The organism is Pseudomonas sp. FW300-N1A1, from assembly GCF_058789115.1.
In genome coordinates, this window is record NZ_JBYTBK010000004.1 from 180,530 (window position 1) to 195,761 (window position 15,232).

At 62.5% G+C, this 15,232-nt stretch carries 8 protein-coding genes; 7 read left to right on the forward strand and 1 reads right to left on the reverse strand.

Annotated elements, in window-relative coordinates:
- Nucleotides 1-11: 11 nt before the first annotated feature.
- Entirely contained in the window at nt 12-1,580 is a 1,569-nt protein-coding gene (gene glgA, locus AC3WQN_RS05520) for a glycogen synthase GlgA (protein WP_103399029.1), read from the reverse strand.
- An 855-nt stretch (nt 1,581-2,435) separates the two neighbouring features.
- On the opposite strand from glgA, the gene AC3WQN_RS05525 reads away from it, so the two are divergent.
- The 7 genes from AC3WQN_RS05525 to AC3WQN_RS05555 all read left to right on the forward strand — a co-directional run bounded on the left by AC3WQN_RS05525 (nt 2,436) and on the right by AC3WQN_RS05555 (nt 15,208).
- Nucleotides 2,436-3,860 carry a serralysin family metalloprotease gene (locus AC3WQN_RS05525; protein ID WP_103399030.1) on the forward strand — a complete coding sequence of 475 codons (1,425 nt, stop codon included), beginning with the start codon at nt 2,436-2,438 and terminating at the stop codon, nt 3,858-3,860.
- Nucleotides 3,861-3,960: 100 nt separating this feature from the next.
- A complete protein-coding gene (locus tag AC3WQN_RS05530; protein ID WP_103399031.1) occupies nt 3,961-4,341 on the forward strand; it encodes an AprI/Inh family metalloprotease inhibitor in 381 nt (126 codons plus the stop codon).
- Between the two features lie 223 nt (nt 4,342-4,564).
- Nucleotides 4,565-6,331 (forward strand): type I secretion system permease/ATPase, encoded by a 1,767-nt coding sequence (locus AC3WQN_RS05535; RefSeq protein WP_103399032.1) that lies wholly within the window; start codon nt 4,565-4,567, stop codon nt 6,329-6,331.
- Nucleotides 6,328-7,665 carry an HlyD family type I secretion periplasmic adaptor subunit gene (locus tag AC3WQN_RS05540; protein WP_371918473.1) on the forward strand — a complete coding sequence of 446 codons (1,338 nt, stop codon included), beginning with the start codon at nt 6,328-6,330 and terminating at the stop codon, nt 7,663-7,665. The genes AC3WQN_RS05535 and AC3WQN_RS05540 overlap by 4 nt, the downstream gene beginning before the upstream one ends.
- A gap of 2 nt (nt 7,666-7,667) precedes the next feature.
- Nucleotides 7,668-9,032 (forward strand): TolC family outer membrane protein, encoded by a 1,365-nt coding sequence (locus tag AC3WQN_RS05545; RefSeq protein ID WP_103399033.1) that lies wholly within the window; start codon nt 7,668-7,670, stop codon nt 9,030-9,032.
- A 58-nt stretch (nt 9,033-9,090) separates the two neighbouring features.
- Nucleotides 9,091-12,051: an autotransporter serine peptidase EprS gene (eprS, locus tag AC3WQN_RS05550; RefSeq protein WP_103399034.1), complete on the forward strand. Its 2,961-nt coding sequence runs from the start codon at nt 9,091-9,093 to the stop codon at nt 12,049-12,051.
- Between the two features lie 73 nt (nt 12,052-12,124).
- Nucleotides 12,125-15,208 carry an autotransporter serine protease gene (locus AC3WQN_RS05555; RefSeq protein ID WP_103399035.1) on the forward strand — a complete coding sequence of 1,028 codons (3,084 nt, stop codon included), beginning with the start codon at nt 12,125-12,127 and terminating at the stop codon, nt 15,206-15,208.
- Nucleotides 15,209-15,232: the final 24 nt, after the last annotated feature.

Consider the following 15,232-nt stretch of genomic DNA (forward strand, 5'->3'; position numbering starts at 1 on the left):
AAGGATCCCTCTCATGGCTTGACCGGCTTGCCCAGCGCCTTGGCGACCAGTTGTTCATAGAGTTCGGCGTAGGGTTCGACCGCCTTGCACCAGTTGAAGGGTGCGGCCATCGCCCGGCAGCGCATGGCATTGAGCAGGGCGGGGAAGGCGTAGACCTTGAACGCCCGGCTCAGGGCTTCCTCGTAGCTGGCCACGGTGGATTCGTCGAACAGGAAACCGGTGACGCCGTTCTCGATGGTGTCGGCCAGGCCGCCCGTGTTGCGGGCCACCGGCAACGAGCCAAAGCGCTGTGCGTACATCTGGCTCAGGCCGCAGGGTTCGTAACGCGACGGCATCAGCAGGAAATCACTGCCGGCGAACATGCGCCTGGCATCGGTTTCATTGAAGCCGATGCGCACGCCGATCTGCCCTGGAAAACGCAGGGCCAGGTTGCGCATGGCCTGTTCCTCTTCCGGCTCGCCGCGGCCGATGATGGCAATCTGTCCGCCCGCTTTGACGATGTATTCGGCGACGCCCTCGGTCAGGTCCAGGCCTTTCTGATAGACCAGGCGCGAGACCACCGCAAACAACGGACCTTCGGACTCTTTCAAGGCAAACAGCTTGCGCACATGGACCGCGTTCCGAGCCTTGCCTTCCCAGTCGCCGATGCTGAAGGGGCAAAGCAGGTGCGGATCGGTCGCTGCATCCCAGCTCTCATCAATGCCGTTGGGGATACCACTGAGCAGGCCTTGCTGGGTCTTGCTGGCGAGGAAACCGTCCAGCCCGCAGCCAAACGCCGGGGTGGTGATTTCCTGGGCGTAGGTCGCGCTCACGGTGGTGATATGGCTGGAATAGGCCATGCCAGCCTTGAGAAATGACAGTTTGCCGTAGAACTCCATGCCTTCCTGTTGCAGGGCGTGTTCGGGAATGCCCAGCTCCGGGCAGCAGGCCAGGCTGACCACGCCTTGATAGGCGAGGTTGTGGATGGTGAACAGGGTCGGCGTGCGTTGCCCGCGCCAGTGCATGTAGGCCGGGGCGAGCCCTGCGGGCCAGTCGTGGGCGTGCACCAGATCCGGGCACCAGTGCAGGTGCGCCAGGTTCGCCGCGATATCGGCGGCGGCGAGGCCCAGGCGGGCGAACCGGATATGGTTGTCCGGCCAGTCACGACCGTTGTTGGCGCCATAGGGCGAGCCTTCGCGTTCGTACAGTTCCGGGCAGATCAGCACGTAGATCACCAGCCCGTCGGGCATGTCCATGCGCCCGATCTTGCAGGCCGGCAGGGCAGCGTGGCCACCCAGCTCGCCAATGATGTGAATCGGGTTGTCGCTGTGCATCACTTGCGGGTAACCGGGGATCAGCACCCGCACATCGTGCAGGTGGGCCATGGCGCGGGGCAGTGCGGCCGACACGTCCCCCAGGCCTCCGGTCTTCACCAGGTCGGCAATTTCCGAGGTCACGAACAGCACTTTCTTTTTGTTCGGATTGTGACGTTGAGCAGGCAGTACCGGTTTTGAACCCGAAGCCAGGATGGCCATGGACGTCGTTTCGTCGATGGTCGGGTGAGTACGTTCTTCCTGGATGTCTAAAGCGGCACTGTTCATGTGGTTCTCCCGTTTTATTGATCTGGTTCAGGCATCTCACCCGTGATGCAAGTGGCCGGTTCCCTGGCCAGGCGCTAAAGCGCTACGCAACGTGCGGCAAACGCGGCCCGCTGCGGTGAAGCTCGAAGGCTGTTGTGGACATTGCAAGGATTGCACCAAACGCCGGCCCCTCTTAACACCTGACCCGTGCCGGCGGTGGAAAGTTTCGGGTTTTTCGCCGAAATATGACCGGCCGGTTTCCATTTGCGATCAGGAGTCTAGGTCAGAATCTAGAGCCATGTGGAAGGGTTTTTCGAATTGTTCGACAATCGGTTTTCGGCGGCAAAGGACGACATGAGGATTGTGACAATTGCACCGGCGAAGTGCGGCGAGGCAGGGCAGGAAGACCAAAAAGGACCATCCGATGCTTGAAGGTAGCGCGAGGGGAAAGGCTGGCCGCACCTTAATGGTGCGTTTCAGGTGGTCAACCTCGATGGCGGTTGGTGTCGTCGTTCGCGACAGGAGTAGCGGTAAGACTTTCAATACGCGGGATGCATCTTAGTTGATGGCGAAGTGCCCTGTGAACAGGGCGACGCAGGTCGCAAGTACAACTGTACCGATATTTAATATTTAAATAAGACCTTGCTCGTCCGTCCATGCCAGACAGTGCGCAACCCTTATTCTTCAGACAGGCCGGCCATTGTTTTCGGTTGTTTTGTGGAGTGGTTCAATTTGACGTCAAAAAAACACTAGACGTCCGATTTCAAATTGTGTCAGTTTTCTTTCGCCTTCATTGGGCGAGTGATAGGACGATCTCGCCAGAGATTGTCGCTATCGGACAAAAACTGTTCCATTGCAAAACAAGGAAGTGTGTTTATGTCGAAAGTAAAAGTTAAAGCTATTGAATCGGCGGCCGCCACCAGTACTGCCTGGTCGCAGATCGATAGTTTCAGCCATCAGTATGACCGGGGCGGTAATCTTGTGGTCAATGGCAAACCCTCTTATTCCGTTGATCAGGCCGCCACGCAGATTCTGCGTGACGGTGCGTCCTGGCAGGACCTCAACGGCAGTGGCAAGATCGAACTGACCTACACGTTCCTCACCGCTCCGGGGTCCAGCTTCGCCGCGCTGCAGGTCGGTACGTTCAGCCAGTTCAGCTCGCTGCAAAAAGCCCAGGCGGTACTGGCCATGCAATCGTGGGGCGATGTCGCCAATGTCAGCTTTACCGAGAAAGCCACGGGTGGTGACGGTCACATGACCTTCGGCAACTACAGCAACGGTAGCAGCGGTGGCGCCGCGTTTGCTTTCCTTCCGGAGCCGGGCAGTGTCTACAACGGCCAGTCCTGGTACCTGACGGGTGACGGCTACAACGTCAACAAGACTCCTGGCCTGAACAACTATGGCCGCCAGACCCTGACCCACGAGATCGGCCACACCTTGGGCCTGGCGCACCCCGGCGACTACAACGCCGGTGAGGGCAATCCGACCTACAACGACGTGACCTACGCCGAAGACACCCGCGGCTACAGCGTCATGAGTTACTGGAGCGAAAACAATATCGACCAGGACTTCAGCAAGGGCGGCTCGACGGCGTATTCGTCCGGCCCGCTGATGGACGATATCGCGGCCGCGCAGAAACTCTACGGTGCCAACATGAGTACCCGTACAGGGGATACCACCTACGGTTTCAACTCTAACACCGGACGGGACTTCCTGAGCGCCAGTTCGTCGTCGGACAAGGTAGTGTTCTCGGTGTGGGACGCGGGTGGCAAGGACACCCTGGACTTCTCTGGCTTCACCCAGAGCCAGAAAATCAACCTCAATGAGGCCTCGTTCTCCGACGTTGGCGGTATGTTGGGCAACGTGTCCATTGCCAAGGGCGTGACCGTCGAGAATGCCATCGGCGGTTCGGGCAGCGATCTGCTGATCGGCAATGCCGTCGCCAACGAGCTCAAGGGCGGTGCCGGCAACGACATCCTGTTTGGCGCCGGCGGTGCCGACAAGCTATGGGGTGGCAGCGGTTCCGACACCTTCGTGTTTGCCGCCAGCTCCGACTCCCGGCCTGGGACAGTGGATCAGATCCTCGATTTCGTCAGCGGCCTGGACAAGATCGACCTGACCGGCATCACCAAGGGGGCAGGGTTGCACTTTGTCAGCGCGTTCACCGGCGCGGTGGGTGACGCAGTGTTGAGCACGGTGTCGGGTGGCAGCAGCCTGGCCATCGACTTCTCCGGGCATGGCGTGGCTGACTTCCTGGTCAGCACCGTTGGCCAGGCAGCCACCACGGATATCGTGGCCTGAGTCGATGATCAAGGGGGGCAGCGCCGATGCGCTGCCCTTTGTCCTTGCCAGTTGGCCAGCGAAAGGTAAGGCTGCAAGGGCTACAAACTGGAATCGCCTTATGACGAATAACGCCTTTACCTACAAGGCAATGGCCTGGCTGATCGCCACGGTGATGATGTTTTCTGGAGATGTTGGTATGGCGAGCAGCCTGAGATTAGCGGACCCCTCGGAATTGGCCGGTACCTGGCAGGTTCACCTGGGGCAGCCGCCACAGAACACCTGTGCACTGAAACTGGAGCCCGATCAAACCCTGGGCGGCGATGTTCAATGCCTGGCCGCCTGGCTCGGACAACTACCGGTCGGCTGGTTCACCGAACCCGATGGTATATCGCTGACCAATAAGGACGGCACACGGATTATTCATCTTGGCCGACAACAAGATGGACGCTACCAGAGCAACAAACAATCGGATCCAATCATTGTTTTACAGCGTGACTAAAGCCGAGAGTACAACTGTAAGCTGAATAATTATCCCTGAGTGGATACCTGCGTTCATTGCCGTTATTAACGGACGGGTAAATAACTCCAGCGCTCTATCGTCATCAGAGGGCGTTCGTTCGCCTGTCAGTTGTAAGTATTAAAACAATGCCTGGACTTGCTTCGCGGCAGTTTATTGGATCCGTGTCGAACTTCGGCACGCTTTATCAGCTCGGGAAAGATTAATGAGAATGGCGAAGACCACTCCCACTGCACCGCTATTGAAAGCGCTGGGCGACTATAAAAACATTCTGATCAGCGTGGGCTGCTTTACCGCGTTGATCAATCTGCTGATGCTGGTGCCGTCGATCTACATGCTCCAGGTGTACGACCGCGTGCTCTCGTCGCAGAACGAAACCACCCTGGTGATGTTGTCACTGATGGTGGTGGGGTTCTTCGTGTTCATCGGGCTGCTGGAGATCGTTCGCAGCTTTATCGTGATCCGCATCGGCAGCCAGTTGGAGCGGCGTTTCAACCTTCAGGTCTACCAGGCGGCGTTCGAACGCAATCTGTTCAAGGGTGAGGGCAACGCCGGCCAGTCCCTGGCCGACCTGACCCACATTCGCCAGTTCGTGACCGGGCCGGCGCTGTTCGCCTTCTTCGACGCGCCCTGGTTTCCGATCTACCTGCTGGTGATCTACCTGTTCAATGTCTGGCTCGGGGTGTTCGCCACCGTCGGTGCCGGGCTGTTGATCGCCCTGGCGTTTCTCAACGAGGCCATGACCCGAAAGCCGCTGGCCGAGGCCGGTGGGTACTCCCAGCAGTCCAGCCAGCTGGCCACCAGTCATCTGCACAACGCCGAGACCGTCCAGGCCATGGGCATGCTGGGTGCGCTGCGCCAGCGCTGGTTCCAGGTGCATTCGCGTTTCCTCGGCCTGCAGAACCAGGCCAGCGACACCGGGGCGGTCATCAGCTCCTTGAGCAAGACCCTGCGCCTGTGCCTGCAATCCCTGGTGCTGGGGTTGGGGGCGTTGCTGGTGATCCAGGGGCAGATGACCGCCGGCATGATGATTGCCGGTTCGATTCTGATGGGCCGGGTGCTGAGCCCCATCGACCAACTGATCGCTGTCTGGAAACAGTGGAGCGGGGCGAAGCTGGCCTATCGGCGCCTGGATGCCTTGCTGCAGGCGTTCCCGCCCACGGACAGCACCATGGCACTGCCGGCGCCCAAGGGCCAGGTGGACTTCGAACAGGTCAGTGCCGGTCCGCCCGGCCAGCGCAATGCGACCTTGCAGCAGGTCAGCTTCACCCTCGGTGCCGGCGAAGTGCTGGGGGTGCTGGGGGCGTCGGGTTCGGGCAAGTCGACGCTGGCGCGGGTGCTGGTGGGTGTCTGGCCGACCCTGGCCGGTACCGTGCGGCTGGACGGCGCGGACATCCATCGCTGGAACCGCGAAGACCTTGGCCCTTACATCGGCTACTTGCCGCAGGACATCGAACTGTTCAGCGGCACCGTGGCCGAGAACATCGCGCGCTTTCGCCAGGCCGATCCGCAGAAAATCGTCGAGGCGGCGCAACAGGCGGGCGTGCACGAACTGATCCTGCGCCTGCCCCAGGGCTACGACACCCGCCTGGGGGATGATGGCAGCGGTCTGTCCGGCGGCCAGAAACAACGCGTGGCCCTGGCCCGGGCGCTGTATGGCGGCCCGAGCCTGGTGGTGCTCGACGAACCGAATTCCAACCTCGACACCGTCGGTGAAGCGGCACTGGCCAGTGCCATCGCACAGATGAAAGCCCAGGGCACCAGCGTGGTGCTGGTGACCCACCGCTCCTCGGCCCTGGCCCAGGCAGACAAGTTGCTGGTCCTCAACGAAGGCCGGCTGCAAGCCTTCGGTGCCAGCCAGGAGGTGCTCAAGGCCTTGTCCGGCGCCCAGCCGCAGCCACCACGGGAAACCCCGAACGGGCTCAGCATGAACCGTCAGTACCAGGCGCCGACACGGAGTGCCGGCGTATGAGCCGCAAGGATCGCGACATGACCATCGAACACACTGACGCCCCGGAACGCCCGGAGCGCGACGCCGGCTTTTTTGCCCGCATGGGCTGGATACTGACGGTGGTGGGGGCCGGCAGCTTCTTTTTGTGGGCCAGCCTGGCGCCACTGGATCAAGGGATCCCGGTGCAGGGCACGGTGGTGGTGTCTGGCAAACGCAAGGCCGTGCAGTCGATGAGCGGCGGGGTGGTCACGCGGATTCTGGTGCGTGAAGGCGAAGCGGTGAAACAGGGCCAGTCATTGTTCCGCCTCGACCAGACCCAGGTCGAAGCCGACGTGCAGTCGCTGCAAGCCCAGTACCGCATGGCCTGGGCCAGCCTGGCGCGGTGGCAGAGTGAGCGTGACAACCTCAAGCAGGTGAGCTTTCCGTCAGAGCTGAGCAACGACCCCGACCCGCGCCTGGTGCTGGTACTGGAAGGCCAGCGGCAACTGTTCAGCAGCCGGCGTGAAGCGTTTGATCGTGAACAGGCCGGGCTACGCGCGAACATCGACGGCGCCACCGCGCAACTGTCCGGGATGCGCCGGGCGCGCACCGACCTGCTGGCGCAGGCCGAATCCCTGCGCCAGCAATTGGCCAACCTGCAGCCTTTGGCGGACAACGGCTACATTCCGCGCAACCGCTTGATGGACTACCAGCGCCAACTCTCCCAGGTGCAGCAGGAACTGGCGCAAAACAGCGGTGAAAGCGGGCGGGTGGAACAGGGCATTGTCGAGACCCGCCTGAAGCTGCAACAGCATGCCGAGGAGTATCAGAAAGAGGTACGCGGCCAGTTGGCCGAGGCCCAGCTCAAGAGCCTGACCCTGGAACAGCAACTGACCTCCGCCGGCTTTGACCTGCAGCACAGTGAAATCATCGCCCCGGCCGATGGCATCGCGGTCAACCTCGGGGTGCACACCGAGGGCGCGGTGGTACGCCCCGGCGACACCTTGCTGGAGATCGTGCCGCAAGGCACCCGCCTGGAGGTGGAAGGCCACCTGCCGGTCAACCTGATCGACAAGGTCGGCAGCCAGCTGCCGGTGGACATTCTGTTCACCGCCTTCAACCAGAGCAAAACCCCGCGGGTGCCCGGCGAAGTCAGCCTGATTTCGGCGGACCAGATGATCGATGAAAAAACCGGCGTGCCGTACTACGTACTGCGCAGCAGCGTCAGCGACATGGCCATGGAAAAACTCAACGGGTTGGTGATCAAACCGGGCATGCCGGCGGAAATGTTCGTGCGCACCGGTGAGCGCTCGCTGCTCAACTACCTGTTCAAACCGCTGCTCGACCGGGCAGGTTCGGCATTGACCGAGGAATAAGGATGTCCCGTCGCATGAGTAAGCTTTCCATTCTCGGGGCCGCCATCGCGTGGCTGGTGTGTACTCAGGCCCAGGCCATGGGGCCGTTTGAGGTGTATGAACAGGCGTTGCGTAATGATCCGGTGTTCCTTGGCGCCATCAAGGAACGCGATGCGGGCCTGGAGAACCGCACCATCGGTCGCGCCGGCCTGCTGCCAAAGCTGTCGTACAACTACAACAAGGGCCGCAATAACTCCAAGGCCACCTACCTGGACGAAAACCGCCGCAATCGCACCGATGATCGCAACTACGACAGCTATGGCTCGACCTTCACCCTGCAACAGCCACTGGTCGACTACGAGGCCTACGCGGCCTACCGCAAAGGCGTGGCCCAGTCGTTGTTTGCCGATGAAAACTTCCGTGGCAAGAGCCAGGAGTTGCTGGTTCGAGTGCTGACGTTCTACACCCAGGCGCTGTTTGCCCAGGACCAGATCGACATCGCGCAGGCGAAGAAAAAGGCCTTCGAACAGCAGTTCCAGCAGAACGAGCACCTGTTCCGCCAGGGTGAGGGCACCCGCACCGATATCCTTGAAGCGGAATCGCGTTACGAGTTGGCCACTGCCGAAGAGATCGAGGCGCGCGACGAGCAGGACGCCTCGTTGCGTGAACTGGGCGCGCTGATCGGAACCCCGGACATCGACATCAACGACCTGGAACCCCTGGGTGAGTCCTTCCAGTCCTTCAGCCTGCAACCGGCCAACTACGACAGCTGGCACGAATTGGCGCTGAGCAACAACCCGAACCTGGCCTCCCAGCGCCAGGCGGTCGAGGTGGCGCGCTATGAAGTGGAGCGCAATCGCTCGGGGCACTTGCCCAGGATCAGCGCCTATGCCTCGGCGCGGCAGAACGAGTCGGAAAGCGGCAACACCTACAACCAACGCTATGACACCAACACCATCGGCATTGAAATCAGCGTGCCGTTGTATGCCGGTGGCGGGGTCTCGGCCTCGACCCGTCAGGCCAGCCGTTCGATGGAGCAGGCCGAATACGACCTGGACGCCAAGACCCGGGAAACCCTGATCGAGTTGCGACGCCAGTTCAGCGCCTGCCTGTCGGGCGTGAGCAAGTTGCGGGCCTACCAGAAGGCCCTGACCTCGGCACAGGCGCTGGTGGTTTCAACGAAACAAAGTGTCCTCGGCGGCGAACGGGTCAACCTCGATGTGCTGAATGCCGAACAACAGCTCTACAGCACTCGCCGCGACCTGGCCCAGGCCCGTTACGACTATTTGATGGCCTGGACCAAGTTGCGTTACTACGCCGGCGTCCTGGGGGAAACGGACCTGGCCAAAGTGGACGAGGCCTTCGGCTCGCGTACGACAACCCGCTAGAGCGCACCGCCCCGTAGCAGGGGACTCAACAATAACAACGCCAGAAAAGCGAGTTTTTATGAACACGGATGTACGACGTTACCGTTCCAGACCCATGGCTGCCCGTTCGTTGCTGCTGATGGCAGCGCTTCCGGCGGCGGTGCAGGCCGCTTATCTTGATCCGGGGCAACCCCAGGATGCAGCCAGTTGGCGCACGCCGGAGTACCAGGAGGACTGGGGGCTGGATCGCATGCAGGCGAATCAGGCTTACGCCGCCGGTATGACCGGCCAAGGCGTGAAGATCGGCGCCATGGACTCAGGCTTTGACCCCAGCCATCCCGAGGCCGCGCGAATGCTTCCGGTCGTGGCCAACGGTATCGACGTCGACGGTACGCCGTTCAGTGTCAGCGGTGTGCTCAACAGCAACAACGACTCCCACGGCACCCATGTCACGGGGACCATGGGCGCGGCCCGTGACGGTGTCGGCATGCACGGTGTGGCATTCAACGCGCAGGTGTACGTCGCCAACACCAACCAGAACGACAGCTTCCTGTTTGGTCCCGGCCCCGATCCGGGTTACTTCAAGGCCGCCTATGATGCCCTCGCCGATGCCGGCGTGCGGGCGATCAACAACAGCTGGGGCAGCCAGCCCAAGGACGTCGATTACAAGACCCTCGAAAGCCTGCATGCCGCCTATGCCCAGCACTGGAACCGCAACACCTGGATCGATGCCGCGGCCGATGTCTCGCGTCGCGGGGTGATCAATGTGTTCAGCGCCGGCAACAGTGGTTATGCCAACGCCAGCGTGCGTTCGGCGCTGCCGTATTTCGAGCCGGACCTGGAAGGTCACTGGCTGGCAGTGTCGGGGCTGGATAAAAACAATCAGCAGAAATACAACCAGTGCGGCATCGCCAAATACTGGTGCATCAGCACCCCTGGCGCAAAGATCAACAGCACCATCGTCGGTGGCGGATACGCCAGCAAGAACGGCACGTCGATGGCCGCGCCTCACGCGACGGGGGCGTTGGCCCTGGTGATGGAACGCTACCCGTACATGAACAACCAGCAAGCCTTGCATGTGCTGCTGACCACCGCGACTCAGCTCGACGGTTCAATCACTGACGCGCCAACCGACCGGGTGGGCTGGGGCGTGCCCGACCTGGCTCGGGCGATGCGTGGTCCGGGACAACTGCTCGGCGAATTCGACGCGAACCTGGGCGCCAGCCTGCGCGATGTGTGGAGTAATGACATTTCCGACAAGGCCCTGCTGCAGCGTCAGGCGGAAGATGCCGCCGAGCGCAGCGCGTGGCAACAGACCCTCAAGGACAAGGGCTGGGAACACGGCATTGCGAGCGACGCCAGCCAACAGGACCAGACCGACTACGCCGTGGGCACGGCGCGCGACGCCGCGGCCGCCCAACGCCTGTATGCCGGTAGCCTGATCAAATCCGGTGCCGGTCAGTTGGAGTTGACCGGCAACAGCACCTATCGCGGCGCAACCACCGTCAATGGCGGCCTGCTGACGGTCAATGGCTCGTTGAGTTCAGCAGTGACGGTCAACGACAGCGCCACCCTTGGCGGGTCCGGACGCGTTGGAGGGCTGACTGCCCGCAGCGGTGCCACCGTTGCCCCCGGCAATTCGATCGGGACCTTGCAAGTGAGCGGGGACGTGACGCTGGCACCGGGTTCGACCTATGCGGTGGAAGTGTCGCCTTCGGGCAGCGACCGGATCGTGGCGACGGGGATGGCCACGGTCCAGGGCGCGACAGTCAGTCTCTCACTGGAAAACAGCCCGACACTGTTGAGTGTGACGCAGGTGCGCAGCCTGCTGGGACAGCGCTACGACATTCTGCACGCGGCAGGCGGCGTTCAAGGCCAGTTCGGGGCGGTGTTGCCCAACTACCTGTTTATCGGCGGCAGTCTCGACTACTCGGCGAGCGACGTGCAACTGGCGATCGAGCGCAATGGCACGTCGTTCGCCAGTGTCGGGCAAACCCCGAATCAACGTTCGGTGGGCGCTGCCGTCGAGCAACTGGGCACGGGCAACCCGGTCTACGAAAGCCTTTTACTGTCGTCGTCGGCCGCACCCGCGCAGCAGGCGTTCCAGCAGTTGTCAGGAGAAATCTATCCGGCACTCGACACCTTGCTGATCAACGACAGCCGTTACCTGCGTGATGCGGTGGGGGAGCGCTTGCAGTATCAGGCGCCGGGTAGCAACGGTTGGGTCAAGGCACTGGGCGCCTGGGGGACGAGCGACGCGCACGACGACCACGCGGGGTCGACATCATCGATTGGCGGCTTGTTGGCCGGGGTCGATGGGGAGCTGGCAGAGGACACGCGACTGGGGCTGGTGGCGGGGTATAACGACAGTTCGCTGAACCTGGGCAGCGGCACCCATTCCCGGGCGCAGGTCGACAGCTATCACCTGGGCGCCTACGCCGGGCGTGAACTGGGCGCGCTGCGCCTGAGCCTCGGCGGGGCCTACAGCTGGCACCGCGCGGACATCAAGCGTGACCTGCATTACGGCGACGTCAGCGCGAAACAGAAGGCCAAGGTCGATGCCGGCACCACCCAGCTATTCACCGAAGCGGCCTACCGCCTAAACCTGCAACCGCTGGCACTGGAGCCCTTCGCCCATCTGGCCTATGTACACCTTGATACGGACGGCTTCAGCGAAAAAGGCGATGCCGCCGCGCTGCAAAGCGGCGAGGACACTCGTGATGCGGTGCTTGGCACCTTGGGGGTGCGCGCGCTGAAAACCTTCAACCTGTCCGGTCAACAGGCACTCGACCTGGCGGGCACCCTCGGTTGGCAGCACACCTTGAGCGGCACCGATTCGCAGGATCACCTGGCGTTCGCCAGCGGTGGCCCGACGTTCGCCGTGGAAAGTACGCCATTGGCGCGCGATGCCGCCCTGGTCGGTGTGCAGGCAGGGCTGGCGCTGGCCAGGGACGTGCGCTTGAACCTCGATTACAGCGGCCGTCTGGCCAGTGACGAGAGCAGTCATGGGGTAGGGCTGAGCCTGAACTGGCAGTTCTGACCCAAGCAGCAAACCCGGCCGGGAACGGTCGGGCAATAACAACAACAGCAAAACAACTAAGGATGGTGGTTGGATGAACGTGCAACCGGTTCAAGCAAACGCAATATTCACCTTGAAAACCCTCAACCGTGCCTTGCTCTGTGCGCTGGCGACCCTGGGAACCGCCCAGGCCGCGCCCTATGAGGAAACCGGCAAGGTCGGCGATGCCAACAGCTGGCGCAGCGCCGAGTTCAATGCCGAGTGGGGCCTGGGGGCGATCAATGCCCAGGATGCCTACGCTGCTGGCTACACCGGCAAAGGGGTGAAACTGGGGATCTTCGACCAGCCAGTGTACGCCCCGCACCCGGAGTTTTCCGGTGCGGACAAAGTGATCACTCTGGTCACTCGCGGCATTCGCGAATACACCGACCCGTACATTCCGGTAAAAGCCGGCGATGCTTTTCTGTATGACGGATCGCCATCGGTGGGTTCGGACGGCAAGCTGGGTTCCCACGGCACCCACGTCGGCGGGATCGCGGCCGGCAGCCGCGACGGCAACCCGATGCACGGCGTGGCGTTCAACGCGCAAATCATCAGCGCCGACAATGGCGACCCGGGCCCGGAAGACGGCATCATCCTGGGCAACGACGGCGCGGTGTACAAGGCTGGTTGGGACGCCCTGCGCGACAGTGGCGCGCGGATCATCAACAACAGTTGGGGCATCGGCATCACCGACCGCTTTGACCAGGGTGGTCGCGATCCGGCATTCCCGCATTTCACGGTGAACGACGCTCAACTGCAGTTCGACCAGATCCAGCCCTTGCTCGATACCAAACAGGGCGGTGCCTACCGTGGCGCCATCGATGCCGCCCGCAGCGGCATCGTGACTATTTTCGCCGCCGGCAACGACTACAACCTCAACAACCCGGATGCCATCGCCGGCCTCGGCTATTTCGTCCCGGACATCGCCGCCAACTGGGTTACCGTGGCCGCGTTGCAAAAGAATCCGGACCTCGCCAGCGCCGACCCGTACACCATCAGCACCTTCTCCTCGCGTTGCGGCTACACCGCGGGTTTCTGCGTGTCGGCTCCGGGCAGTCGCATTTACAGTGCGGTCATTGGCGGTACCAACGCCGACAACCTGACCATGGATTACGCCAACAAGAGTGGCACCTCGATGGCCGCGCCCCATGTGGCGGGTGCTGCGGCGGTGTTGATGGAGCGCTTCCCGTACATGACCGGCGCGCAGGTCGCCAGCGTGCTGAAAACCACCGCCACCGACATGGGCACACCGGGCATCGACTCACTGTACGGCTGGGGCATGATCAACCTGCGCAAGGGCATCGACGGCCCCGGCATGTTCGTCGCCGACGCCGATATCCCGCAGGAATTTCGCGTAGAAGGTGCCTATGGCAACGGCCAGTTCGTCGCCGACCTGCCGGGCATCGGCGCGGTCATCGATGCCGGCAAACCCACGCAACGCCTGTGCACTGACCTCAGTTGCGGCCTGGATGTCTGGGGCAACGACATTGCCGGTCACGGCGGCTTGACCAAGCAGGGCATCGGCACGCTGGTGCTCACTGGCAACAACACCTACAGCGGCCCGACCCTGGTCAATCAGGGACGACTGGCGATCAATGGCTCGCTGGACTCGACGGTGACCGTCAACGACAGCGGCATCCTCGGCGGTTCCGGGCGGGTCGGTGCACTGCACGCGAACAGCGGCGGCACGGTGGCACCGGGTAACTCGATCGGCACCTTGAACGTGGCCGGCGATGTCACCTTCGCACCGGGTTCGACCTACGCCGTGGAAGTTTCACCTACGAGCAGCGACCGCATCGTCGCGGGTGGCCAGGCCACCGTTCAGGGCGCGACCGTCAGCCTGTCCCTGGAAAACAGTCCAACCCTGCTCAGTACCACCCAGGTCCGCAGCCTGCTGGGCACCCAGTACAACATTCTGCAAGCGGCTGGCGGTATCCAGGGTCAGTTCGGCGCGGTGTTGCCCAACTACGCGTTCCTCGGCGGCACCCTCGACTACTCGGCCACCGCCGTGCAACTGGAAGTCGGGCGCAACGGCAACAGCTTTGCCAGCGTCGGCCAGACCCCGAACCAGCGTTCGGTAGCCGCGGCCACCGAGCAACTGGGTGCCGGCAATGCCCTGTACGAAACCGTGCTGCTGTCGCCGGACGCCGCCAGCGCGCAGCAAGCGTTCCAGCAACTGTCCGGGGAAATCCACCCGGCCATCGGCACCTTGCTGGTCAACGACTCGCGCTACCTGCGCGATGCCGTGGGTGAGCGCTTGCGCGATCACAGCCTGTATGACGCCGCCACCCCCGGCAGCGACGACAACAACGGTTGGGTCAAAGTGCTCGGCGCCTGGGGCAAGACCGATGGCGACCAGGGTGATGCCAACTACACCCATTCCATTGGCGGCCTGCTGGCCGGCGTGGACGGCTTGATCGCCGAAAATACCCGCCTGGGCTTCGTCACCGGTTACAGCGACAGTTCGATGAGCATGGGCGACGGTACCCATTCCTCGGCTTCGGTCGACAGTTACCACCTGGGGCTGTACGCCGGGCATCAGCTCGACGCGCTGCGCCTGAGTGTCGGTGGCGCCCACAGCTGGCACCGCATCGACAGCCAGCGGGAACTGCAGTTCGGCGACGTCAGCGCCAAGCAGAAAACCAAGCGCGATGCGCAAACCACCCAGGTGTTCACCGAGGCCGCCTACCGCCTGGACCTGCAACCGATGGCCCTGGAACCCTTCGCCAACCTGGCGTACGTGCACGTGGGCAGTGACAGCTTCACCGAAAAAGGCGGGGCGGCAGCGCTCAAGGGCGGCGACGACAACCGCGATGCCGTGCTCTCAACCCTCGGCCTGCGCGCCAGTCAGCGCGTGGCACTCAGCGCGCAGCAGTCACTGGACCTGTCCGGGACCCTGGGCTGGCAGCACAACCTGAGCAACATTCACAGCGAAGAGAACCTGGCCTTTGCCAACGGTGGCGGTACCCCGTTCAGCGTGCAGAGCGTGTCCATGGACCGCAACGCCGCGGTGGTGGGTGTACGCGCCGGCCTGGCGCTGGCGCGGGATGTCAGCCTGAACCTGGACTACAACGGTCTGCTGGGCTCCAACGACAAGACCCACGGCGTGGGGCTGACCCTCGACTGGCAATTCTGATGGCCGCCTCAACCGTACAACCGC